A 21,843-nucleotide genomic window follows, 5' to 3' on the forward strand; every position below is an offset into this window, starting at 1 on the left:
TGCGCGAGGTAGAGCCGTGGTTCTTGTGCTCGACGGCGTGTGGTCGCCTGGGGTGGTCGGGGTGGGTGGTGGTGCCGCGTCTACCATCCGCCGCTCGTTCCTCGCGGCTCCCGCCAGGCCCGACCACGACGCGGCACCACCACCCACCCCGCCCGGCGTCGTCTCGCCCTGGTCTCCACTCGCCCCGGGCGACTCCTGCGTTCTCACCACGACGAACGTCCACCGCAGCCCGGCACCGGACCGAGGTTCCGGCTCGCGAGACACGGTTCTACCTCGTCTGACCGCGGCTCTACCTCGGCGGACCATGGCTCTACCTCGGCCGACCATGGCTCTACCTCGCGCGACCGGGGCTCTACCTCGGCCGACCACGGCTCTAGCTCGGTCGGCCAGGGTTGTTCCTCGGTGGGCCTGGCGTCCGTGGCGGTAGCCGTTGCGCGCGACGGTGAGGCGCACTAGATTTTTCGGCATGCCGAACTTTGTCTCCCGGAGTGCCGGAAGAGCGGTCGCTCGGGCCGCCGCCGTGGCGGTGCCGGCTGCGCTCGCGCTCGCCGGGTGCTCCGCCGGGACCGACGCGGGCGGCGAGACGCCGGTCGACGACGGCCGGCCCGTGGTGCTCACGACGTTCACCGTGCTCGCGGACATGGCGCGGAACGTGGGAGGCGACCACCTGCGCGTCGAGTCGATCACCAAGGTCGGCGCGGAGATCCACGGGTACGAGCCGACCCCGGGCGACGTCCGCAAGGCGGCGGACGCGGACCTGATCCTCGACAACGGCATGGGGCTCGAGGCGTGGTTCGGCCGGTTCGTCGACGGGCTGGACGTGCCGCACGTCGTCGTCAGCGAGGGCGTCGACCCGATCGCGCTCGGCGACGACACCGCCGAGGAGTACCAGGGCAAGGACAACCCGCACGCGTGGATGTCGCCGGTGAACGGGCAGGTCTACGTGCAGAACATGGCCGACGCGTTCGCCGAGCTCGACCCCGCGCACGCCGACGACTACGCGGCGAACGCCGCGGCCTACTCGGCCGAGCTCGCGGCCGTGCACGACGAGCTGACCGACGCGCTCGACGCGCTACCCGAGAGCCACCGCGCGCTCGTGACGTGCGAGGGCGCGTTCTCCTACCTCGCGCGCGACGCGGGCCTCGCCGAGCAGTACCTGTGGGCGGTCAACGCGGAGCAGCAGGCGACCCCGCAGTCCGTGGTCGGCGCGATCGAGTTCGTCGAGGAGCACGACGTGCCGGCCGTGTTCTGCGAGTCCACCGTCTCGGACAAGGCGATGCGGCAGGTGGCCCACGAGTCCGGGGCGGCGTTCGGCGGCACGCTCTACGTCGACTCGCTGTCCGAGGCCGGCGGCCCGGTGCCGACGTACCTCGACCTCTTGCGGCACGACGCGGAGACCATCGCTGCGGGCCTCGCCGGGACGACGGCGGGGGGCGACGCGTGAGCGCGGGCGAGCGGACGCCGTCGGCCGTGCCCGCGATCGACGTGCGCGACCTCACCGTCCACTACGGCGACGTGCTCGCCCTCGACGGCGCGACCCTCGCCCTGGGCTCGGCGCACGGGCCGGGGACCGTGTGCGGGCTCGTCGGCATGAACGGCTCGGGCAAGTCGACGCTGTTCAAGGCGGTCATGGGCATGGTCCGTCCCGACCGCGGGACGGTCCTGGTCGACGGCGCACCCCCGGCACGCGCGCGTCGCGCCCAGGCCGTGGGGTACGTGCCGCAGAGCGAGGACGTCGACTGGGCGTTCCCGCTGAGCGTGCGCGACGTCGTCATGACCGGTCGCTACGGCTACCAGGGGTTCACGCGGCGCACCCGGCCCGCCGACCGGGAGGCGGTCGAGCACGCGCTCGCGCGCGTCGAGCTCACCGACCTCGCGGACCGGCAGATCGGCGCGCTCTCGGGCGGTCAGCGCAAGCGCGCGTTCGTCGCGCGCGGGCTCGCGCAGGGCGCGACGATCCTCCTGCTCGACGAGCCGTTCGCGGGCGTCGACAAGCGCACGGAGGCCACGATCACCGCGCTGCTGCGCGAGCTCGCGGCCGACGGCGCGACCGTCCTCGTCTCGACCCACGACCTGCACGCGCTGCCCGCCCTCGCGGACGAGGCGGTGCTGCTCCAGCAGCGCGTCCTGCTGCACTCGACGCCCGCCGAGGTCCTGCGGCCCGAGAACCTCGCGCTCGCGTTCGGCGTGGAGGTGGCTCCGTGACCGACCTCCTCTCCTTGCTCCTCGAACGGCTCCTCGAGCCGTTGTCGTTCGAGTTCCTGCGCACCGCTCTCGCGGTCACGGTCACCGCGGGGATCGTGTGCGGGGTGCTGTCGTGCTGGCTCGTGCTCGTCGGGTGGTCGCTCATGGGCGACGCCGTCTCGCACGCCGTGCTGCCCGGCGTCGTGCTCGCGTACGTGGTCGGTGCGCCGTTCGCGCTCGGGGCCCTCGTGTTCGGGCTGCTCGCCGTCCTGCTCATCGGCGCGGTCCGGGACACGAGCCGCGCGAAGGAGGACGCGGCGATCGGGGTCGTGTTCACGACGCTCTTCGCGCTCGGCCTCGTCCTCATCTCCGTGACGCCGAGCCAGACGGACCTCAACCACATCCTGTTCGGCAACCTGCTCGGGGTGTCGCGCGCGGACCTGCTCCAGGTGTTGGCGCTGGGCGCGGTGACGCTCGCGGTCGTCGTGCTCAAGCGGCGTGACCTCACGCTCTACGCGTTCGACCCGACGCACGCCCACGCGATCGGCCTCTCGCCCCGACGGCTCGGTGCGCTGCTCCTCGGTCTGCTCGCGCTGACGGTCGTCGTCGCGCTCCAGGCGGTCGGCGTCGTGCTCGTGGTCGCGCTGCTCATCACGCCCGGCGCGACGGCCTACCTGCTCACCGACCGGTTCTCCCGCATGCTGTGGATCTCGCCGCTCGTCGCGGCGGTGTGCGGGGTCGTGGGCATCTACGTCAGCTACTACCTCGACACCGCGTCGGGCGGCACGGTCGTCGTCGCGCTGGGCGTCGCGTTCGCGCTCGCCTACCTGCTCAGCCCGCGCCACGGACTGATCGGGAGCCGCCTGGCCGCGGCCCGACGCCGCCGCCTCGTCCGTGTCTGACCCACCGCCGCGCCGGTTCCGGGTGTCGGGCGACGTGACCCCCGCGTGCGCTGTGTGCGAAATCTCCATGAATTCGCCCACGATTCCCTGGCTCTTCTCAGGTTCGACCGGGAGACTGGGTGCCATGTCAGCGAGGACGAGCGAGCCCACGACGCCGCAGCGCACGCGCACGTCCGCCCGGTTCGCCGCGGCGAGCCTGCTCGCGCTGTCCATGATGCTCCCGATGTGCTCGACGGCGAGCGCCGCCGAGGTCCAGCAGCTCATCGCCGACGCCCAGGTCCAGACGGAGACCATCGGCAACGACCTCGACCGCGTGCACGCCCAGCTGCCCGCCCTGCACCCCGTGCTCCGCAACGACGTGCTCGACGCCGTGGAGTCGGTCCAGGCCGCGACGGACGAGGCCCGCTCCGCGCTCGACCGCGCGGCCGACGACGACGAGGCCGCCGACGGCCGGGCCGCCGTCGCGCTGGCCGACGCCCAGGTCGCCCTCGACGCGGCGTCCGCGCAGCTCCGGCACGTGACCGACCTCGCGCACGACGCGGGCGAGGGCGTCGCCGTCACGCTGGAGCGGCTGCAGGCCCACATCGACGTGCTCCGCGGCGAGACGAGCCGCGCCGGGGTCTGACCCGCCCCTCCGTCGTCGCACGATCGACCGGTACGGTCCCGATCGACCCTCGCTGGGTCGATCTCGTGACGGAGAGGGCGATCTCGCGGTGCACGACCGCCGCCGCGCGGTCCGTCGCGGTGCTTCCTACGATGGCGGGATGCCGCGCGTCACCGGGGTCGTCAAGCCGCACGAGGCGTTCCCCGGCGTCGCCCGGCTCGATCGTGCGGTGAACGACTGGACCAACCGTCGCACTCTGGGACCCCTCGCGGACTCCGCGCTCTCGCGCCTGTCGACCGCGGCCGACCGCAGCGTGCTGTGGGCGGGGACGGCGCTGGGCATCGCGGCGACCGGCCGGCGCGGGCGCGAGGCGGCGCTGCGCGGCTACGGCTCGCTGCTCGCGTCGAGCGTCCTCGCGAACGTCGTCGGCAAGACCGCGTTCGGCGGCGAGCGACCGTCGCTGGAGCCGCTCCCCCTGTGGCGCCGCCTGGCCGACCCGCCGACGTCGCCGTCGTTCCCGTCGGGTCACTCGGCGTCGGCGGCGGCGTTCGTCACGGGCGTCGCGATCGAATGGCCGTCGCTCGGCCTCGCGCTCGCCCCGCTCGCCGGCGCGGTGATGTACTCGCGGCTCCACACCGGCTCGCACTGGTTCTCCGACGTCGCCGCGGGCGCCGTGCTCGGGGCGGGGGTCGCGCTCGTCGGGCGTGTGCTCGTCCCCGGCCGGGCCGAGCACGGCCCCGACGTACCTGCCGGCCCGCCCGCCGTCGTCCCGGCGCTCGACGACGGCCTGGGCCTCTTCGTCGTCGTCAACCCCGCCGCCGGGTCGGGCCGCCTGCTCAAGGAGGACCCTCTCGCCGCGCTGCGCGCGAACCTGCCGCGTGCGGACGTGCACGTGCTCGGCGAGGGCGACGACCTCCGGCGACTCTTCGACGAGGCCGCCGCACGCGGCGCCCGGGCGCTCGGCATCAGCGGCGGCGACGGCACCGTCGCCACGGCTGCCGCGGCCGCCCGCGCGCACGACCTCCCGCTCGCGGTCTTCCCGGGCGGCACGCTCAACCACTTCGCGCGTGCCGCCGACCTCACGTCGATGACCGCGACGGCCGCCGCGGTCCGCACCGGCTCGGGGGTGACGATCGACGTCGCGGACCTCGAGGTCGACGGGCACGACGGACCGCCACGGACCGTGCTCAACACGTTCTCCGCCGGGGTCTACCCGGAGCTCGTCACGGAGCGCGAGAAGCACGAGCACCGCCTCGGCAAGTGGCCGGCAGCGGTGCTCGCCGCGGCACGCGTGCTGCGGCGGGCCCACCGCGTGCGGATGGCGGTGGAGGGCCACGAGGGCGAGTACTGGTCGCTGTTCGCCGGCGTCAACCGCTACTACCCGCAGAGCCTCGCTCCCGTCGAGCGCCACCGCCTCGACGACGGCGTGCTCGACGTCCGCACGGCGCGCGCCGAGCGGCGCGCGAGCCGGCTCCGCACGTTCCTCGAGGTGGCCGCGGGCGACACGGGGACGCGGGTGGCACGACGGGTACCCGGCGTCCGGAGCCATCTGGTCGTCGACGCGACGGTCGTCCCGACGCTCGAGCTCCGGTTCCCCGCCCGGGGCGCGGTGGTCGGGCCGGGGGCGTCCGTGCCCGACGGCGGGGACTCGGCCGGGGCCGCCGCGTCGCCGCCCGTGGTGCTCGCGCACGACGGTGAGACGCTCGCGCTCGACGGGGCCGGGAGGGGCGGGCCGGTCACCGTCCGCCTCACGATGCGGCACGGTGCCGTGCGGTTGTACGCCCCGAACGACCCTGCCGCGGGATAGGCCGTCTATCTCGTCCGTTTCGTCCGCTTTTCACGGACATCGGGGAGAACTCCCCCTGTTCAGACACACGCGGTATGGCCCACAATGAGGCCCGCAGTCGCGCGGGCCCGTCCGCGCCTCCTCAGAACCCGGCCTCGACGGCCCACCCAGAAAGCAGAACAACCATGGCCCAGCAGTACCCCGCCGCCCCCCAGGCCCCCGCCGGCTACGCCGCCCCGATCGAGGACCCGGGCAAGACCCTGGGCATCGTGGGCTTCGTGCTCGCGTTCGTCGTCTCGGTCGCGGGCATCGTCGTCAGCGCGATCGCTCGCAAGAAGAGCAAGGAGGCGGGCTTCGACAACCAGCTCGCCAAGTGGGGCCTCATCCTCAGCATCATCTTCACGGTGCTCGGTGTCATCGTCGGGATCATCTACTTCGTCGCGATCGCCGCGCTCATCTCGAGCGGCGAGCTGACGTCGACCTACTGACACCACCGCGCCGTCAGCCGGCGCCGCACGCCACGGCCGTCGCCCCGCCCGGGGCGGCGGCCGTCGTCGTGCCCCGGCCGTGTGACGCGGCCCGGACGGGTCGCGGAAGAAGGACCGGCCGGGCACGGTTGAGACGGCGCACGACCGCGCCGCCGGTGAGAGCACCGGTCCGCCGACGGTCGACCGACCGCAGGAGCAGACGATGACCGACGACACGACCTCCCCGACCGCACCCGAGCGCACCCCGGCCGACCCCGCCGCCGTCGAGCTCGGACTCGACACCTTCGGCGACGTGACCGCCGGCCCGGACGGCGCGCTGCTCAGCGGGGCGCGCACGATCCGTGACGTCGTCGAGGAGGCGGTCCTCGCGGACCAGGTCGGCGTCGACTTCTTCGGCGTCGGCGAGCACCACCGCGCGGACTTCGCGATCAGCGCGCCGGAGGTCGTGCTCGCCGGGATCGCGACGCGGACGTCGCGCATCCGGCTCGGGTCCGCGGTGACCGTGCTCAGCTCGGACGACCCGGTGCGCGTGTTCGAGCGGTTCTCGACGCTCGACGCGCTGTCCGGCGGGCGCGCGGAGGTCATCCTCGGGCGCGGGTCGTTCATCGAGTCGTTCCCGCTCTTCGGGTACGACCTCGCCGACTACGAGGTGCTGTTCGAGGAGAAGCTCGACCTGTTCGTCCACCTGCTCGACGAGGGACCGGTCACGTGGTCGGGCACGACCCGCGCGGGCCTCACCGACCAGGAGGTCTGGCCCAAGACGGAGAGCGGTCGGCTCCGCACGTGGGTCGGCGTGGGCGGGTCGCCCGAGTCGGTGGTCCGGACCGCGCGGCACGGCCTCGGCCTCATGCTCGCGATCATCGGCGGCGAGCCGGAGCGCTTCCGCCCGTACGTGGACCTGTACCACCGCGCCGTCGAGGAGCTCGGCAACCCGGTGCTGCCGGTCGGCGTCCACTCGCCCGGCCACGTCGCCGACACGGACGAGCAGGCGCAGGAGGAGGTCTACGAGCACTTCGCGGCGATGAACAACCGCATCGGCCGCGAGCGCGGCTGGCCCGCGTACCACCGCGGTCGCTTCGCGCACGACGTGCGCGACGGGTCGCTCTACGTCGGCTCGCCCGAGACGGTCGCGCGCAAGATCGCCCGCACGGTGCGGCTCCTCGGGGCCGGCCGGTTCGACCTCAAGTACTCGACCGGCACGCTCCCCCACTCGGCCATGCTCCGCAGCATCGAGCTCTACGGCACGCAGGTCATCCCGCGCGTGCGCGAGCTCCTCGCGGAGGCCTGACCGCGCCCCCTCGGTTCAGCGCCCGGCAGCGTGGAGCGCGGCGGCCTCGAGGTCCGGCGGGAGCCCGACGGCGGGGCGGTCCGCGCGCCGCGGCGTCGCCTCGCCCGCGGCGTCGAGCGCGCGCAACCACGCCCAGGTGTCACGCACGGTCTCACGCACGTCCCGGGGACGGAGCCCGAGGGCTAAGGCGTGCGAGGTGTCGGAGCCGTGGAGCGCGTCGTGCAGCTCGCCCGGCGGGAGCCAGACCGGGAGCTGGCTCCACGGCTCGATCCCCGCGGCGAGCACGACCTCCGGCTCGACCCACACGAGCTCGGCGGGCGGGTTGCCGGCCGCCGCCGCGTCGTCGGCCGTCACGGAGACGCACGCCGCGAGCAGCTCGCCCATGGTCGTGTGGCCCGGGGCGCTGACCACGTCGACCGGCCCCGACGCGCCCGCGAGCGCCGCGTCGAGCGCGAACGCCGCGAGGTCGCGCGCGTCGACGTACTGCAGCGGCAGGCCCGCCGGTCCGGGTGCGAGCACCGGCCCGCCCTGCGCGACGCGCCGGAGCCACCACGGCAGGCGGCCGACGTTCTCGCGCGGTCCGAGGATCAGCCCGGCACGCAGCAGGACGGCCCGGTCCCCGAGCGCGTCCACCGCGGCGATCTCCGCGCCCCGCTTGGCGCGCGCGTAGTCGTCGGAGGTCGTGTCGTCCGGGTCGCCGTCCACGAGCGGAGCGGACTCGTCGGCGCCGCGGGGCGTCGGGAACGGGTAGACCGAGCGCGACGACACGTAGACGTACCGGTTGTCGCCGGGGAGCCGGCCCGCGAGCGTGCGCGCCGCGTCGCGCACCGCGACGGGTGCCCACGACCACGTGTCCACCACGACGTCCCACTTCTGCGGGACGTCGTCGGCGTGCAACGCGTCGAGGCCGTCCGGCCGGGTGCGGTCCCCGACGAGCTGCCGGACGCCGTCGGGAACGGGGGTGCTGCCCCGGTTGAGGACCGTGACGTCCCACCCACGGGCGAGGGCGTCGTCGACGACGGCGCGCCCCACGAAGTCGGAGCCGCCGAGGACCAGGAGTCGCGTCATGGCTTCACTCTCCCCTGACGCGGGGTCACCCGCAGCCGGTTTACGCCTCCGGCAGACGACGCGCGCTCAGTCGGGGTCGGTGGGATCCAGCGGCGCCTCGGGCTCGAGGTTGACGACGCCGCGACGCCAGTAGCCGCGCAGCTCGACCTGGTCCGCGCGCGCCCCGGTCCGCCGCAGGTCGCGGCGCACCTGCGCGAGGTCGGTCGCCTCGCCGGCACCGAACACGTACTCGCCGGAGTCGAGCGGGCCGAGCGCGCGCACCGCCTCCGCGAGCTGACCCGGCCCGTCGGTGCGGTAGAGGATCTCGACCGCCGCGCGGCCGAGCTCGTCCTCGACGAACGACTCGTCCACGTCGTCGCCGATCTCGACGATCGCCGTGACCGGCACGTCCGCCCCGACGGCGTCCACCCACCGGGCGAGCGCGGGCAGACCGGCCTCGTCCCCGACGAGCAGCAGGCGGGCGACGCCGTCGGGCACTCCCCGGCTCGTCGTCGGACCGGCGAAGACGACCTCGTCGCCGGTCTCGGCGCCCACAGCCCAGGAGGACGCCGGGCCACCCTCCCCGGTGGGCGGCGCGCCCGGGTCGGAGCCGCCGTGCAGCACCCAGTCGACGTCCACCTCGGCGACCCCGTCGACGACCCGCGTCGCCCGGACCGTCAGCTCGCGCGAGATCGACACGACGCCGGTCGGGCGCTGGAGCGCGCCGTCGGCCGTGAGCGTCGGGGCGTGCAGGACGCCGGTCGCCGGGTCGGGCAGGAAGACCTTGACGTGGTCGTCCGGGCCCGGGGCGCGCAGCGTCGCGAGCGAGGTCCCGCCCGAGCCGTCGGCACCCGGCCCGGCCGCCCGCCCGTCGTCGTCCCCGACCGGGGCGGCGTCACGGAACGTGATGCGCCGCAGCGCGCCGGACGTCTCCTCGACGCGGTGCACGCGGACGCGGCGCGGGACGGGCTCGAGGCGGGTGACGGGTCGGTCGAACACGGCCCCATTCTGCGCCGAGCACGACGTTGCTGTCGTCATCCGGCCGACGACGACAGCAACGTCGTGGTCGAGGACGCGTCACCCCGGCCTCGCCGAGCGTGCGAGTCAGGAGAAGAACTCCCGGAGGTCGGCCACGACGTCGAGCGGGACCTCGAGCGACGCGTAGTGGCCGCCGCGCGGGAACTCGGACCAGTGCTCGATCCGGGCGTTGTCGCGCTCCGCGAAGGCGCGGATCGTCTGGAAGTCGTCGGCGAAGACGGCCACGCCGATCCGGCCCTGGCTCACGACCGGCTCGGCGCCCGCGCGCTGCTCCGCGTAGTGGTAGCGCGCCGCGGTCGCGTACGAGTTGGTCAGCCAGTAGAGCGTCGCCTGCGCGAGCACCTGGTCGGCGCTCACGAGGCTCGTCCCGTTGCCGAAGCTCTCGAACAGCTCGTGGTAGGCGAGGACGGCGACGGGCGAGTCGGCGAGGCCGGCCGCCATCGTCTGCGGCCGGGACGCGTTCATCGTGTTGTACGCGCCGACCGACTGGAACCACTGGAGGTGACCGAGCGCCGCGAACTCCTTCTCCCCGAAGCCGTCCATCTCGCCCGGCGCGCCGGACGGGAAGGAGAAGAGCTGGAGCACGTGGGCCCCGAGGAAGCCCTCGGGGTCGAGGATCGCGAGCTCGCGCGAGACCATCGCGCCGCCGTCGCTCCCGTGGATCCCGTAGGACGCGTAGCCGAGGTCGCGCATGAGCGTGTCGTACGCGCGGGCGACGCGCGCCATCGTCCAGTCCGTGTCGCCGACGACGGGCGTGGAGAACCCGAAGCCCGGCATGGACGGGACGACGACGTGGAACGCGTCCTCGGGCCGGCCGCCGTGCGCGACGGGATCGACGAGCGGGTCGATCATGTCGAGGAAGTCGAGGATCGACCCCGGGTAGGTGTGCGCGAGCAGGAGCGGAGTCGCGTCCTCGTGCTGCGAGCGGACGTGCAGGTAGTGGATCGGCTGGCCGTCGATCTCGGTGCGGAAGCCCGGGTAGGCGTTGACCCGGTCCTCGACCGCGCGCCAGTCGAACGACGTCCAGCGCCCGACCATGTCACGCAGGTAGGACTCGGGCGTCCCGTAGTCCCAGGAGTCGCCGGGCGCGGCCGGCGCGAAGCGGGTCCGCTCGAGTCGCTCGCGCAGGTCGGCCTGGGGGACGGCCACGGAGAACGGGCGGTGCTCGAGGGTCGTGCTGCTCATGATGCCTCCTCGGTCGGAGCGGGCCTCGTGCCCTGCTCTGAGACCGACGTTACGGAGGGTTCAGGAACGGTTTCTTCCGCTATCCTGGCTAGGTTTCGACCTTTCTTCCGGCAATGCCTCGGAGGGACCTCGTGGCCTCCACCTCGGCCCGCATGCTCGCGCTCCTCGGCCTGCTCCAGTCGCGCCCGGACTGGTCTGGCGCCGAGCTCGCCGAGCGCCTGGACGTCAGCGACCGCACGGTCCGCAACGACGTCGCGCGTCTGCGCGAGCTCGGCTACCCCGTCGACGCCGTGCGCGGCCCGGGCGGACGGTACCGGCTCGGCGCAGGCGCCCGGCTGCCCCCGCTCCTGCTCGACGACGCCGAGGCCGTCGCGGTCGCCGTCGGGCTCCAGGCGGCGACCGGGACGGCAGGGTTCGAGGAGTCCGGAGCGTCCGCGCTCGCGAAGCTGGAGCAGGTCATGCCCGACCGCCTGCGCCGTCGGCTCGCCGCGCTCCGGTCCGCGAGCGCCGCCGGCCCCGCGAACACGGACTCGAACGTCGAGGACCCGGTCGTCGACCCGGACACGCTGACCGCACTGGCCGACGCCGTGCGCGACCACCAGGGATTGCGCTGCTTCTACCGCGACGCTCCGGTCGAGCTCGAGCCGTACCGCCTCGTGGCGTGGCAGCGCCGCTGGTTCCTCGTGGCGCGCGACCCGGCGACCGGTGCGTGGGCTCCCTACCGGGTCGACTGGCTCGTGCTGCGCGTGCCGGGCGGGCGGCGGTTCGCGCCCGTCGACTTCCCGGGCGACATGACCGAGTTCGTCGTGCGGGAGGTCGCGCGCACCGGGTGGGCCGTGCACGCCCGGATCGTCGTCGACGCGCCCGCCGAGGAGGTGCTGCGGCGCATCAACCCGACGGTCGGCACGGTCGAGCCGCTCGATGATGACCGCTGCGTCCTCGTCACCGGCGGCGACAGCGTCGAGGTCGTCGCGGTGTGGGTCGGGATGCTCGGCCTCGACTTTCACGTGACGGCGCCGCAGGCTCTCGTCGAGCACGTGCGCACCCTGGCAACCCGGTACGCCCGCGCGACCCCCGCCTGACCCGCCTGCGCCGCCCGCACGATGCCCGACGGCGGCGCTCGCCCGCGTGGGTGGGCGCGCCTAGCGTGGGTGGGATGGACGTGGAGGTGCGCTCCGCCGTCGGGCGCTTCGACGACTTCGCCACCGTGGTCGGGCCGCGGAAGGCCGGCGTGCGCGGGTGCTGGTGCATGTCCTACCGCGACAGCCGGGTCAGCGCCGAGGAGCGCCCGGCATTCATGGCCGACCTGTGCGCGACCGACCCCGGGCCGGGCGTGCTCGCGTACGTCGACGGCGAGGTCGCGGGCTGGTGCTCGGTGGCGCCGCGCAGCACCTACCGGCGCCTGATGAACGCCCGGACCATCCCGTTCGTCGACGACCTCGACGCCTGGAGCGCGGTGTGCTTCGTGGTTCGGGCCGGGTACCGGCGTCGTGGGCTGATGCACGACCTGCTCGCGGGCGCCGTCGAGCACGCCGCCGCGCACGGCGCGCCGGCTGTCGAGGGCTACCCCGTCGACGCGGGCGGCGAACGCGTCGACGTCGTCTCCGGGTACGTCGGCACCGTCGCACTGTTCGAGAAGGCGGGGTTCGTGCGTGCGGCCCCGACCACCGGCGTGAGCGGCGGCGTGCCGCGCGTCGTGATGCGCCGCGCGCTCGGCTGAGCGTGCAGGGTCAGGAAGACGCCGAGTCCCACGGGTCGACGACGGCCACGCCGGTGCCGACGAAATCGCGGACGTCGCGCGTCGCGAGCGTCGCGTCGTGCACGCGACAGATCGCGGCGATCTGCGCATCCGCGGTACCGATGGGTTGCCCGGCGCGGTCTCGTCCGGCCATGACTGCGCCGAACGCGTGCGCGGCCTCCTGGTCGAACGACAGCACCTGACCGCCGAGACCGTCGAGAACGGTCTCGACGCGCACGACGAGCTCGTCGCGGCGACGACCGGCCATCAACCGGGCGATGCCGTACGACATCTCCGCGATCGTGATCGACGTGAGCCAGACGTCCAGCGGCGACAGGCCGTCGAGCCATCGCACCACCGAGCGCTCCGGGGACGTTCTCGTGAGCTCCGAGACGACGTTCGTGTCGAGGACGATCACGTCGGGTCGCTGAGGTCGACCACCCGAGGGCGATCGTCACGGCGCACGTCGAACACGTCCGCCTCGGCCCCACCGATCCCGGCGAAGGTCTCGGCGATCCAGGTCCCGAGACCGCGCTCGACCCCGCTCGGAGAGCGGACGGCAGCGGCCAGGATCTCGCGCACCTCCGCCTCCATGGACCGCCCGTGCTCGACGGCGAGCAATGAAGTTGCAGCGGGTTGAGAGAATGGACCGTCGTGAGTACCGAGCCCGCAGCGAACCAGCCTGACGCGCGCCCTCCCCAGCGGGACGGCGCCGCCGAGGGCACCCCGCGCGAGGGTCGCGGGCGCCGCGGGAACCGGCGCAGGCGAGGCGACCGCCCGACGTCGAGCACCCCGACGAACGCGGCGCCGACGCGACGCAGCCGGGGGGAGCGGACGCGGTCGGGCCCGCGCCAGGTGAGCCGCGCGCAGCTCGAGCGGGCCGCGCAGGCGCGCGAGACCGTGACGGTCCCGCCGATCACGTACCCCGAGCAGCTCCCCGTCAGCGCGCGACGCGCGGACATCGCCGCCGCGATCCGCGACCACCAGGTCGTCATCGTCGCGGGCGAGACGGGGTCCGGGAAGACGACGCAGCTCCCCAAGATCGCGCTCGAGCTCGGCCGTGGCCGCAAGGGTCAGGTCGGGCACACGCAGCCCCGCCGCATCGCCGCGCGCACGGTCGCGGAGCGCATCGCGGAGGAGCTCGGCACGGAGCTGGGCGGCGTCGTGGGGTACCAGGTGCGGTTCACCGACACCTCCAGCGAGGACACGCTCGTCAAGGTCATGACCGACGGCATCCTGCTCGCGCAGATCCAGCGCGACCCCGAGCTGCTCGCGTACGACACGATCATCGTCGACGAGGCGCACGAGCGGTCGCTCAACATCGACTTCCTGCTCGGCTACCTCGCGCGGCTCCTGCCGCGTCGCCCCGACCTCAAGCTCGTCATCACGTCGGCGACGATCGACTCCGAGCGGTTCGCGCAGCACTTCTCCCCCGCGCACCTCGCGTCGCTCGGCGGCGCCCCGGACTACGTGGTCGACGCGCTGCCCGACGCCGCGCCCGTCGTCGAGGTGTCCGGCCGCACCTACCCGGTCGAGATCCGGTACCGGCCGCTCTCCCCGGACGTGGACCCCGGCGCCGGCACCGGCACGAAGGCGAAGGGGCGCGCCGGTGCCGAGGAGAAGGACCTCGTGACCGGCATCGTCGACGCGTGCGACGAGCTCATGCGCGAGGGGCCGGGCGACATCCTCGTGTTCCTCTCCGGCGAGCGCGAGATCCACGACGCCGCCGACGCGCTCACCGGTCACCTCAAGGACCGCGTCACCGACCCGAAGCACCCGCAGCGCGTCGAGATCCTGCCGCTGTACGCGCGGCTGTCGTCGGCCGAGCAGCACCGCGTGTTCCAGGCGCACTCCTCGCGGCGCATCGTTCTCGCGACGAACGTGGCCGAGACGTCGCTCACCGTGCCGGGCATCCACTACGTCGTCGACCCGGGCACGGCCCGCATCTCGCGCTACTCCAAGGCGACCAAGGTCCAGCGCCTGCCCATCGAGCCCGTCTCGCAGGCGAGCGCGAACCAGCGCTCCGGCCGCTCCGGGCGCGTCGCCGACGGCATCGCGGTGCGCCTCTACTCCGAGGACGACTTCCTCTCCCGGCCTGAGTTCACCGAGCCGGAGATCCTGCGCACGTCGCTCGCGTCCGTGCTGCTCCAGATGATCTCCGTGGGCGTCGTCGAGACCCCCGACGAGGTCGCGCGCTTCCCGTTCGTCGAGCCCCCGGACACGCGTGCCGTGCGCGACGGCGTCCAGCTCCTCACCGAGCTCGGCGCCCTCGCCACGTCCGACGGCGTCACGCGCCTCACCGAGGTCGGGCGCGTGCTCGCGCAGCTCCCCATGGACCCGCGCCTCGCCCGCATGATCTGGGAGGGCTCGAGGCTCGGCGTCGCGCGCGAGGTCGCGATCATCGCCGCCGTCATGTCGATCCAGGACCCGCGCGAGCGCCCCGCCGAGGTCCGCGCGCAGGCCGACCAGGCGCACGCGCGCTTCACCGACCCGCACTCCGACTTCCTCACCTACCTCAACGTCTGGGAGTACGTCCGCGAGCAGCAGCACGAGCTCTCCTCCTCGGCCTTCCGCCGCCTGTGCAAGGCCGAGTACCTGAACTTCCTGCGCATCCGCGAGTGGCAGGACGTCGTCGCCCAGCTCCGCGAGATGTCCAAGCCCCTCGGCATCGACATGTCGTACGCGCCGCGCGCCGGTCGATCCGGCTCCGGATCGGCGGCGGAGGGGGCGTCGGGCTCACCCGCGGCGGACCCGACCACGGCTCCCGAGAGCCAGGCGTACAAGCGCGTCTGGGACGGCGACACGATCCACAAGGCGCTGCTGTCCGGGCTGCTGTCGCAGATCGGGATGCAGGACACGGGCGACGTGAAGGCGTCGTCGGTCGCGCACCTCAAGGGCGAGGCCCGGGCCAAGGCGCTGCGGCGCGCGCAGAAGCAGGCCCGCAACGAGTACACCGGCGCGCGGGGTGCGCGGTTCGCGATCTTCCCCGGCTCGCCGCTGAGCAAGAAGCCGCCGGCGTGGATCATGGCGGGCGAGCTCGTGGAGACGTCGCGGCTGTGGGCGCGCGACGTCGCCCGGATCCAGCCCGAGTGGGCCGAGGACCTCGCGGGCGACCTCGCGCGGCGCACGTACTCCGAGCCGCACTGGTCGACCAAGCGCGGCGCGGCGATCGCGACCGAGAAGGTGCTGCTGTACGGCGTGCCGATCGTCGCCGACCGCAAGGTCCTCTACGCGAAGGTCGACCCCGAGGCCGCGCGCGAGATGTTCGTGCGCCACGCGCTCGTGCAGGGCGAGTGGACGACGCACCACCGGTTCTTCCACGACAACCGCAAGCTCCTCGAGGAGGCCGAGGAGCTCGAGGCGCGCTCGCGCCAGCGCGGGCTCGTCGTCGACGACGACGTGCTGTTCGACTTCTACGACGAGCGCGTGCCCGACGACGTCGTGTCCGCCGCGCACTTCGACCGCTGGTGGAAGACGGCGCGGCGCCGCGACCCCGACCTGCTCACCTTCACGCTCGAGCAGCTCGTGCCCGACGCCGAGCAGATCGACACCTCGCAGTTCCCCGAGACCTGGCCCCAGGGCGAGCTCACGCTCCCGCTCACCTACCAGTTCCAGCCCGGGACCGAGGCCGACGGCGTCACCGTGCACGTCCCGATCTCCGTCCTCAACCGCGTCGTCCCCGACGGGTTCGACTGGATGGTGCCGGGCCTGCTCGACGAGCTCGCCACCGCGACGATCCGCTCGCTGCCCAAGCCGGTCCGCGTCCAGCTCGTGCCCGCGCCGGACGTCGCGCGCGACGTCGTCGCCTGGCTCCGCGAGCACACGCCCGCCTGGGAGGACATGGCCCGCGCGGGGGACATGGCCGAGCCGTTCCACGTCGCGTTCACGCGCGCCGTCCGGGCGCTGCGCGACGTCGTCATCCCCGACGACGCGTGGGGCCCCGAGCAGGAGGCGCGCCTGCCCGCGCACCTGCGCATGACGTTCCGCGTCGAGGACCCGCGCGGCCGGGGCGGGTCCGTCGTCCTCGACGAGTCGAAGGACCTCCTCGCGCTCCAGCGCCGCCTCGCCACCCAGAACCAGGCGGCGGTGCGGGCAGCGGTCAAGGGCGCGGTGGGCGCTGCTCTCCGCGAGGCGGCGTCGGGGTCGGGTGCGTCGGTCTCTGGGTCGGGTCCGGCGGCGGAGGGGGCGTCGGTGCTCGGGCTGCCATCCGCGCCGCTCGTTCCTCACGGCGCTCCCGCCAGGCCCGCCACGCCCTTCGCATCCGACGCCCCCTCCCCCGCCTCCGCGTCCGGCTCGCCGACACGCCGCGGACGGGGCACGGCGCAGGACAGCGCAGGGTCGCCCTCGGCGTCCGGTTCGCCACGGCGAGGCGACGCGCCGCCCGCGGACCCCACCACGGCCACGCTCGTCGGCGAACGCACCAACCTGACCACCTGGCCCGACGACCTCACCGACGGGCGGCTACCCGCGGCGGTGTCGACGGACCTCGGAGGTGGGGTCGTCGTGCGGGGGTACCCGGCGGTCGTCGAGGAGCAGGACGCGAAGGGCGAGCCGGTCGTCGCGCTGCGCGTGCTGGCCGACGCGAACGCGCAGGCGCGCGAGCACGCGCGGGGCGTGCGGCGCCTGCTGCTGTCCGAGACGGCGCTCCAGACCGGGCGCATCACGAGCCGGTGGAACGGGACGCAGTCGCTCACGATGGCGGCCAGCCCGTACCGGAACACGGACGCGCTCGTCGCGGACCTCCAGCTCACCGCGGTGGTCGCGCTGACGAGCGGAGGCAGCGGGCAGTACGGCACGCAGCCGGACGTCGCGGCGATCCGCGACGCCGACGCCTACGCGGCGGCGCGGGCGTTCGTGCGGACGCACCTGGAGGACCAGGTGCACCAGGTCGTCGGGCACGTGGTCGCGGCGCTCACGGCGTCGCGGAACCTCGACGCGGAGATCCGCGCGTCGAACAGCCTCGCGCTGCTCAACACCCTCACCGACCTGCGCGACCAGGCCGCGGGCCTGATCCACGACGGCTTCGTCTCCCAGACCCCGCCCCGACGCCTGCCGCACCTGACGCGCTACCTCCGGGCGGCGTCGTACCGGCTGGAGAAGGCGCAGGGGAACCCGAACCGCGACGCCGAGCTCGCGTGGCGCGTGCACGACGTCGAGGAGGCGTACCAGCGCGCCCGCGCCGCCTACGCCCAGGGCCCGGCCGACCCGGTCCGCGCCGCGGACCTCGCCGAGGTCAGGTGGCTGATCGAGGAGCTGCGCGTCTCGCTGTTCGCGCAGCAGCTCGGGACCGACGGGCCGGTGAGCGAGAAGCGCATCCGCAAGCTCCTCACGCCTGACGGCTGGTGACACGGGGCGGCGCACGGCGTGGGCGCCGCCCGCCGCCCGGCGGTCAGCAGGTCTCGAACACGTACGAGTAGGGCTCGCCCGTCTCCTCGACGGGGTCGAACCCGCTCACGTCCGTGTCGGGCGTGACGAGGTAGAGGTCGCGCAGCACGGTCAGGGGTGCGCGGTCGCCGAGAGCGCAGACGTCGGCGAACGTGAGGCCCTCGCCCGCGAGCGGGCCGGGGTACTCGACCTGCAGCACGTGGTCCCCGTACACGTCGGTGTACGCGGAGCACTCGTCCCAGACCGCGCACTCCTCGGTCACGGCGAAGTCAAAGCCAAGGTCGTCGTGCGCCACCTGCGTGATCTCCGCGGCGTTCTTCTGGGCGATGGCGAGCCCGGCGTCGTGCGCGAGACCGACGTACGCCGTCGCGAGCGCGTGCGCGCCGGCCTCGTCGAACTGGTCGAACCGGGTCCAGGTGTCGAGGTTGTCGATCTCGACGGCGTCGAACCCGTCGTCGGCGCACCCCGTGACGACCGGGCCGAGGAGGTCGAGGATCCCGTCCCGCTGCGCGGCGGTCGAGGGGTCGAGCACGAACTCGTCCGGCCAGTCGGGGTCGATCACGAGCTCCCCGCCCGCGTCGTGCAGCAGGAGCTCCTCGTGGTCGAGCCAGAGGTCGGCGTCGTCGGGCTGCGTCTGGAACCCGTTGACGTAGCAGACGTTGTACGCGCCCGGGAGCGGCGCTGCCGTCGCGTCGCGCACCACCACGTCGGGGGTGACCGGCCCCGATCCCGCGTCGACCTGGTCGTAGGCACCGCCGAGCTGGTAGTCGAGGATCCCGCTCGTGGGCGGCAGCTCGACCGCCCCCGCGGTCGTCGCGTCAGTCGTGGCCGTGCGCGCCGCGTCCGGGACCGGGCTCGTGCCGCCGACGGCGGGCCCGCCCGCGCACGCGGTCAGCACCAGCGCCGAGCCGAGCGCCAGGCCGGTCGTCGTTCGTCTCATGTGCTCGTTCCTCTCGTCGTGACGCGCTGCCCGCGCGCCATGGTGGGGGTGCCGATCAGGAGATGCAGGACGGTCCGAGGTGTCAGGCGAACACCTGGGTGCAGAGCCGGTCGACGGCGTCGCGCACAGCCCCTCGCGCCGGGGCGAGGTACTTGCGGGGGTCAGTAACCCCGTCGTTCGCGTCGAGGAAGTCTCGCACCTGACGCGTGTAGCCGACGTTGAGCGCGGTCCCGACGTTGATCTTCCGGATCCCGCGTGCGACGGCGTCGCGCAGCATCGCGGCAGGCACGCCGGACGACCCGTGCAGCACGAGCGGGACGGGGACCTCGGCGGCGATCCGCTCGACGAGGTCGAGGTCGAGCTCCGCGGTCGTGCTCGTCATGGCGTGGGAGCTGCCCACGGCGACGGCGAGCCCGTCGACACCGGTCGCGGCGACGAATGACGCCGCCTCGTGCGGGTCGGTCCGCACGCCGGGTGCGTGCGCACCGTCCTTGCCGCCGATCGCGCCGAGCTCGGCCTCGACCCACAGCGTGGTGTCGTGCGCGGACAGGGTGAGGTCGCGGGTCGTGGCGACGTTGTCCGCGTAGTCGAGGTGGGCGGCGTCGACCATGATCGACGTGATCCCGAGCCGCCACGCCTGGTCGACGACCTGGCGCGCGAGGTCGACGTCCTGGACGTGGTCGAGGTGCAGCGAGACCGGGACCCGTGCCGCGACGGCGATCTCCCGGCACGCGGCGACCAGCGCCGTCATGCGCCCCTCGTGGTAGCGGACGGCGTTCTCGCTGATCTGCAGGATGCCGGGAGCCCCGGAGTCCTCGAGGCCGGCGACGACGCCCTCGGCGTGCTCGAGCGTGATGACGTTGAACGCGAGCACGGCGGCGCCGTCGCGCGCTGCCGCAGCGACGAGGTTCCCCGTCGCGGCCAGGGTCACAGGGCACCCGCCGGGACGAGGGCGCGGAGCGGCTCGGGCAGCAGGTCCCCGTGTGCCGCGACGAGCTCGTCGCACAGGGCCCAGATCTGCTCCGGCGTGAGGGTCGAGGACGCGTTCGGGTCCATGAGCACGGCCTGGCGGACGAGCCGGGGGTCGCCGGTGCGCGCTGCCTCCACGGTCAGCGCCCCGACGGAGACGTACGGCTGGTTGAGCGCCGCGCACTGGACGGGCAGCAGCCCCATCGGCACAGGACGCAGCCCGTCGCCGTCGACCGCCGCCGGGACCTCGACGACCGCGCCCTGCGGCAGGTTGTCGATCAGGCCGCGGTTCGGGACGTTGACGTGCACCTCGCGCGGCGTCCCGGTGACGAGCGAGTGGATGATCTGGGGCGCGTACTCGCTCGCGCCGTCCTCGAGCGCGAGGTCCTCGCCGGCGGCGAGCGCACGCCGCGCCGCCTCGAACTCCGCGACGTTCTCCCGGCTGATGCCGACGTACTCGAGCGGCTGGAGGCGGTAGCGCTCGACCTGCTCGTCGGAGCGGAGGAACCACGGCAGGTACTCGGAGGAGTGCTCGCTCGTCTCCGTCGGGTAGTAGCCGAGGCGGCGGAAGATCTCGACCCGGACGCGACGCTCGAGCCCGGGGTCTCGGCGGATCGTCTCGCGCAGCCGGGGGTACAGCGACTCGCCCCGGTGCTCCCACTCGAGCAGCCACGCCTGGTGGTTGACGCCCGCGGCCCGGTACCGCGTCTCCTCCACCGGGACGCCCACGAGCTCCGCGAGGTCGTGCGCGGTCCAGTAGACGGAGTGGCAGAGCCCGGCGACCTTGAGGTCGGGGGCGACGCTGGAGACCCACCACACGTTCATCGCCATCGGGTTCGTGTAGTTGAGCAGCCACGCCTGAGGGCACAGCTCGCGCATGTCGGTCGCTATTCCCTCGAGCACCGGGAAGGTGCGCAGCGCGCGGAACACGCCACCGACGCCGGTCGTGTCGCCGATGGTCTGGCGCAGGCCGTGGCGTGCGGGGATCTCGAGGTCCTTCAGCGTCGCGTCGATGCCGCCGACCTGGATCATGTTGACGACGAAGTCGGCACCGTCGAGGGCCCGGCGACGGTCGGCGTACGCCTCGACGGTGGCCGACGCCCCGAGCTGGCTGCTCACCTGACGCGCGGTGCCCTCGGCGACGCGGAGCCGCTCGGGGTCGATGTCGTGCAGCACGAGGCGGGCGTCGGCGAGCTCCGGGTAGCGCAGGATGTCGGCGACGAGCTGGCGGGTGAAGACGACGCTCCCGGCGCCGACGAACGCGATGCTGACCATGTCGACGATCCTCGGCGCCGTCGAGCGCACTGTGCAAGAATGCGATCAGATTTCGCTGATAACACTCACTTTGATTGAGCGATTTGCCTCGTCCGGGCACCGAGAGCCTCGGGCGTCCGCCCACCCACCGCCGGAAGGAAGCGCATGTCCGTCGCACCCGACGCCGCGCCCCGCGCGATCTCCCACAAGCGCAGCGACCGCATGATGCGGGCGTTGACGTACGTCAACGAGCACGGCACGGCACGCCTCACGGAGCTGGTCCGTGAGCTCGGCGTCTCGTCGGCCACGATGCGGCGCGACCTCGCGGACATGGAGGAGCAGGGCCTCGTGCTCCGCACGCACGGCGGGGTGCGCGCCCTCGACCCCACGACGGAGGTCCCGGTGCTCCTGCGCGACTCCCGGTTCCGCGAGGCGAAGCTGCGCATCGCCCAGCACGCCGCCGGGCTGCTCCCGCCGGGGCGCTACTCCGTCGCGATCAGCGGCGGCACGACGGCGGCGGCCGTCGCGCGCGCCCTGGCGACACGACCCGACCTCGCGATCGCCACGAACGCGCTGACGACGGCGACCGAGCTCGCCGCACGCAGCAACCTGCAGGTCATCATGACCGGCGGGTTCGTCCGGTCGAGCTCGCTGGAGGCCGTCGGCGTGCTCGCCGAGCACACGTTCAACGCGATCAACGTCGGCACCGCGTTCCTGGGCACGGACGGCATCAGCGTGCGCGGCGGCGCGACGACGCACGACGAGACGGAGGCGCGCACCAACCACGCGATGGTCGCGCACGCCGAGCGCGTCGTCGTGGTCGCGGACGGGTCGAAGGTGGGGCGCGTGACGCTCGCCAAGATGGCGGACCTCGAGGAGATCGACGTGCTCGTGACGGACTCGTCCGCCGACCCGGCGGCGCTCGACGCGATCGCCGCGGCCGGCGTCGACGTCCAGGTCGTGCCCGACGACGGTCCGGTCGCGGCCGTGCAGCCGGCCGAGAGGCCGACCGCGCAGCCCTGACCCCCGCAGCGG

At 73.9% G+C, this 21,843-nt stretch carries 19 protein-coding genes; 11 read left to right on the forward strand and 8 right to left on the reverse strand.

Going from position 1 to position 21,843, the window contains the following annotated elements:
• Positions 1-466: 466 nt before the first annotated feature.
• From JN535_RS11020 to JN535_RS11050, 7 genes are all read left to right on the forward strand, one after another.
• Complete coding sequence (locus JN535_RS11020) at positions 467-1,444, forward strand: metal ABC transporter substrate-binding protein (protein WP_205205601.1); 978 nt, start codon at positions 467-469, stop codon at positions 1,442-1,444.
• Entirely contained in the window at positions 1,441-2,205 is a 765-nt protein-coding gene (locus JN535_RS11025; protein WP_307868586.1) for a metal ABC transporter ATP-binding protein, read from the forward strand. Before JN535_RS11020 ends, JN535_RS11025 begins: the two co-directional genes overlap by 4 nt.
• Positions 2,202-3,086: a metal ABC transporter permease gene (locus JN535_RS11030; protein ID WP_307868587.1), complete on the forward strand. Its 885-nt coding sequence runs from the start codon at positions 2,202-2,204 to the stop codon at positions 3,084-3,086. The genes JN535_RS11025 and JN535_RS11030 overlap by 4 nt, the downstream gene beginning before the upstream one ends.
• Before the next feature lie 124 nt (positions 3,087-3,210).
• Positions 3,211-3,711 carry a hypothetical protein gene (locus JN535_RS11035; protein ID WP_205205602.1) on the forward strand — a complete coding sequence of 167 codons (501 nt, stop codon included), beginning with the start codon at positions 3,211-3,213 and terminating at the stop codon, positions 3,709-3,711.
• 139 nt (positions 3,712-3,850) lie between these two features.
• The gene (locus JN535_RS11040; RefSeq protein WP_205205603.1) at positions 3,851-5,497 is read left to right on the forward strand and encodes a bifunctional phosphatase PAP2/diacylglycerol kinase family protein; all 1,647 of its coding nucleotides are present in this window, start codon (positions 3,851-3,853) and stop codon (positions 5,495-5,497) included.
• Positions 5,498-5,661: 164 nt separating this feature from the next.
• Positions 5,662-5,964, forward strand: a complete 303-nt coding sequence (locus JN535_RS11045; RefSeq protein WP_205205604.1) for a hypothetical protein — start codon at positions 5,662-5,664, stop codon at positions 5,962-5,964.
• 202 nt (positions 5,965-6,166) lie between these two features.
• Positions 6,167-7,252: an LLM class flavin-dependent oxidoreductase gene (locus JN535_RS11050; protein ID WP_205205605.1), complete on the forward strand. Its 1,086-nt coding sequence runs from the start codon at positions 6,167-6,169 to the stop codon at positions 7,250-7,252.
• Positions 7,253-7,267: 15 nt separating this feature from the next.
• On the opposite strand, the gene JN535_RS11055 is transcribed toward JN535_RS11050, so the two are convergent.
• The 3 genes from JN535_RS11055 to JN535_RS11065 all read right to left on the reverse strand — a co-directional run bounded on the left by JN535_RS11055 (position 7,268) and on the right by JN535_RS11065 (position 10,522).
• Entirely contained in the window at positions 7,268-8,320 is a 1,053-nt protein-coding gene (locus tag JN535_RS11055) for an NAD-dependent epimerase/dehydratase family protein (protein ID WP_205205606.1), read from the reverse strand.
• Positions 8,321-8,386: 66 nt separating this feature from the next.
• Positions 8,387-9,298, reverse strand: coding sequence for a siderophore-interacting protein (locus JN535_RS11060; protein ID WP_205205607.1), 912 nt, complete (start codon positions 9,296-9,298; stop codon positions 8,387-8,389).
• 105 nt (positions 9,299-9,403) lie between these two features.
• Complete coding sequence (locus JN535_RS11065) at positions 9,404-10,522, reverse strand: epoxide hydrolase family protein (protein ID WP_205205608.1); 1,119 nt, start codon at positions 10,520-10,522, stop codon at positions 9,404-9,406.
• A 131-nt stretch (positions 10,523-10,653) separates the two neighbouring features.
• On the opposite strand from JN535_RS11065, the gene JN535_RS11070 reads away from it, so the two are divergent.
• Positions 10,654-11,604, forward strand: coding sequence for a helix-turn-helix transcriptional regulator (locus JN535_RS11070; RefSeq protein ID WP_205205609.1), 951 nt, complete (start codon positions 10,654-10,656; stop codon positions 11,602-11,604).
• Between the two features lie 74 nt (positions 11,605-11,678).
• A complete protein-coding gene (locus tag JN535_RS11075) occupies positions 11,679-12,242 on the forward strand; it encodes a GNAT family N-acetyltransferase (protein ID WP_205205610.1) in 564 nt (187 codons plus the stop codon).
• Positions 12,243-12,252: 10 nt separating this feature from the next.
• Here the strand turns inward: JN535_RS11075 and JN535_RS11080 are convergent, their stop codons facing one another.
• Positions 12,253-12,678, reverse strand: coding sequence for a type II toxin-antitoxin system VapC family toxin (locus tag JN535_RS11080; RefSeq protein ID WP_205205611.1), 426 nt, complete (start codon positions 12,676-12,678; stop codon positions 12,253-12,255).
• Positions 12,675-12,881 carry a FitA-like ribbon-helix-helix domain-containing protein gene (locus JN535_RS11085; RefSeq protein ID WP_374100499.1) on the reverse strand — a complete coding sequence of 69 codons (207 nt, stop codon included), beginning with the start codon at positions 12,879-12,881 and terminating at the stop codon, positions 12,675-12,677. Before JN535_RS11085 ends, JN535_RS11080 begins: the two co-directional genes overlap by 4 nt.
• 33 nt (positions 12,882-12,914) lie before the next feature.
• Between JN535_RS11085 and hrpA the strand changes: the two genes are divergently transcribed.
• Complete coding sequence (hrpA, locus tag JN535_RS11090; protein ID WP_205205613.1) at positions 12,915-17,606, forward strand: ATP-dependent RNA helicase HrpA; 4,692 nt, start codon at positions 12,915-12,917, stop codon at positions 17,604-17,606.
• Between the two features lie 43 nt (positions 17,607-17,649).
• Here the strand turns inward: hrpA and JN535_RS11095 are convergent, their stop codons facing one another.
• The 3 genes from JN535_RS11095 to JN535_RS11105 form a co-directional block, all read right to left on the reverse strand.
• The gene (locus tag JN535_RS11095) at positions 17,650-18,585 is read right to left on the reverse strand and encodes an endo alpha-1,4 polygalactosaminidase (protein ID WP_205205614.1); all 936 of its coding nucleotides are present in this window, start codon (positions 18,583-18,585) and stop codon (positions 17,650-17,652) included.
• Between the two features lie 82 nt (positions 18,586-18,667).
• The gene (locus tag JN535_RS11100; RefSeq protein WP_205205615.1) at positions 18,668-19,516 is read right to left on the reverse strand and encodes a class II fructose-bisphosphate aldolase; all 849 of its coding nucleotides are present in this window, start codon (positions 19,514-19,516) and stop codon (positions 18,668-18,670) included.
• Positions 19,513-20,829, reverse strand: a complete 1,317-nt coding sequence (locus JN535_RS11105; protein ID WP_205205616.1) for an alpha-glucosidase/alpha-galactosidase — start codon at positions 20,827-20,829, stop codon at positions 19,513-19,515. The genes JN535_RS11100 and JN535_RS11105 overlap by 4 nt, the downstream gene beginning before the upstream one ends.
• Positions 20,830-20,973: 144 nt before the next feature.
• On the opposite strand from JN535_RS11105, the gene JN535_RS11110 reads away from it, so the two are divergent.
• Positions 20,974-21,831, forward strand: coding sequence for a DeoR/GlpR family DNA-binding transcription regulator (locus tag JN535_RS11110; RefSeq protein ID WP_205205617.1), 858 nt, complete (start codon positions 20,974-20,976; stop codon positions 21,829-21,831).
• The last annotated feature ends 12 nt before the right edge of the window (positions 21,832-21,843 follow it).

It is taken from the genome of Cellulosimicrobium cellulans, assembly GCF_016921195.1.
GTDB classification, from domain to species: Bacteria; Actinomycetota; Actinomycetes; order Actinomycetales; family Cellulomonadaceae; genus Cellulosimicrobium; species Cellulosimicrobium cellulans_F.

Excerpts from the sequence above, each read along its gene's own strand:
- JN535_RS11020 (WP_205205601.1), top strand. The coding sequence starts at position 467 with ATGCCGAACTTTGTCTCCCGGAGTGCCGGAAGAGCGGTCGCTCGGGCC.
- JN535_RS11035 (WP_205205602.1), top strand. The coding sequence starts at position 3,211 with ATGTCAGCGAGGACGAGCGAGCCCACGACGCCGCAGCGCACGCGCACG.
- JN535_RS11040 (WP_205205603.1), top strand. The coding sequence starts at position 3,851 with ATGCCGCGCGTCACCGGGGTCGTCAAGCCGCACGAGGCGTTCCCCGGC.
- JN535_RS11045 (WP_205205604.1), top strand. The coding sequence starts at position 5,662 with ATGGCCCAGCAGTACCCCGCCGCCCCCCAGGCCCCCGCCGGCTACGCC.
- JN535_RS11050 (WP_205205605.1), top strand. The coding sequence starts at position 6,167 with ATGACCGACGACACGACCTCCCCGACCGCACCCGAGCGCACCCCGGCC.
- JN535_RS11055 (WP_205205606.1), bottom strand. The coding sequence starts at position 8,320 with ATGACGCGACTCCTGGTCCTCGGCGGCTCCGACTTCGTGGGGCGCGCC.
- JN535_RS11065 (WP_205205608.1), bottom strand. The coding sequence starts at position 10,522 with ATGAGCAGCACGACCCTCGAGCACCGCCCGTTCTCCGTGGCCGTCCCC.
- JN535_RS11075 (WP_205205610.1), top strand. The coding sequence starts at position 11,679 with ATGGACGTGGAGGTGCGCTCCGCCGTCGGGCGCTTCGACGACTTCGCC.
- JN535_RS11095 (WP_205205614.1), bottom strand. The coding sequence starts at position 18,585 with ATGAGACGAACGACGACCGGCCTGGCGCTCGGCTCGGCGCTGGTGCTG.
- JN535_RS11105 (WP_205205616.1), bottom strand. The coding sequence starts at position 20,829 with ATGGTCAGCATCGCGTTCGTCGGCGCCGGGAGCGTCGTCTTCACCCGC.
- JN535_RS11110 (WP_205205617.1), top strand. The coding sequence starts at position 20,974 with ATGTCCGTCGCACCCGACGCCGCGCCCCGCGCGATCTCCCACAAGCGC.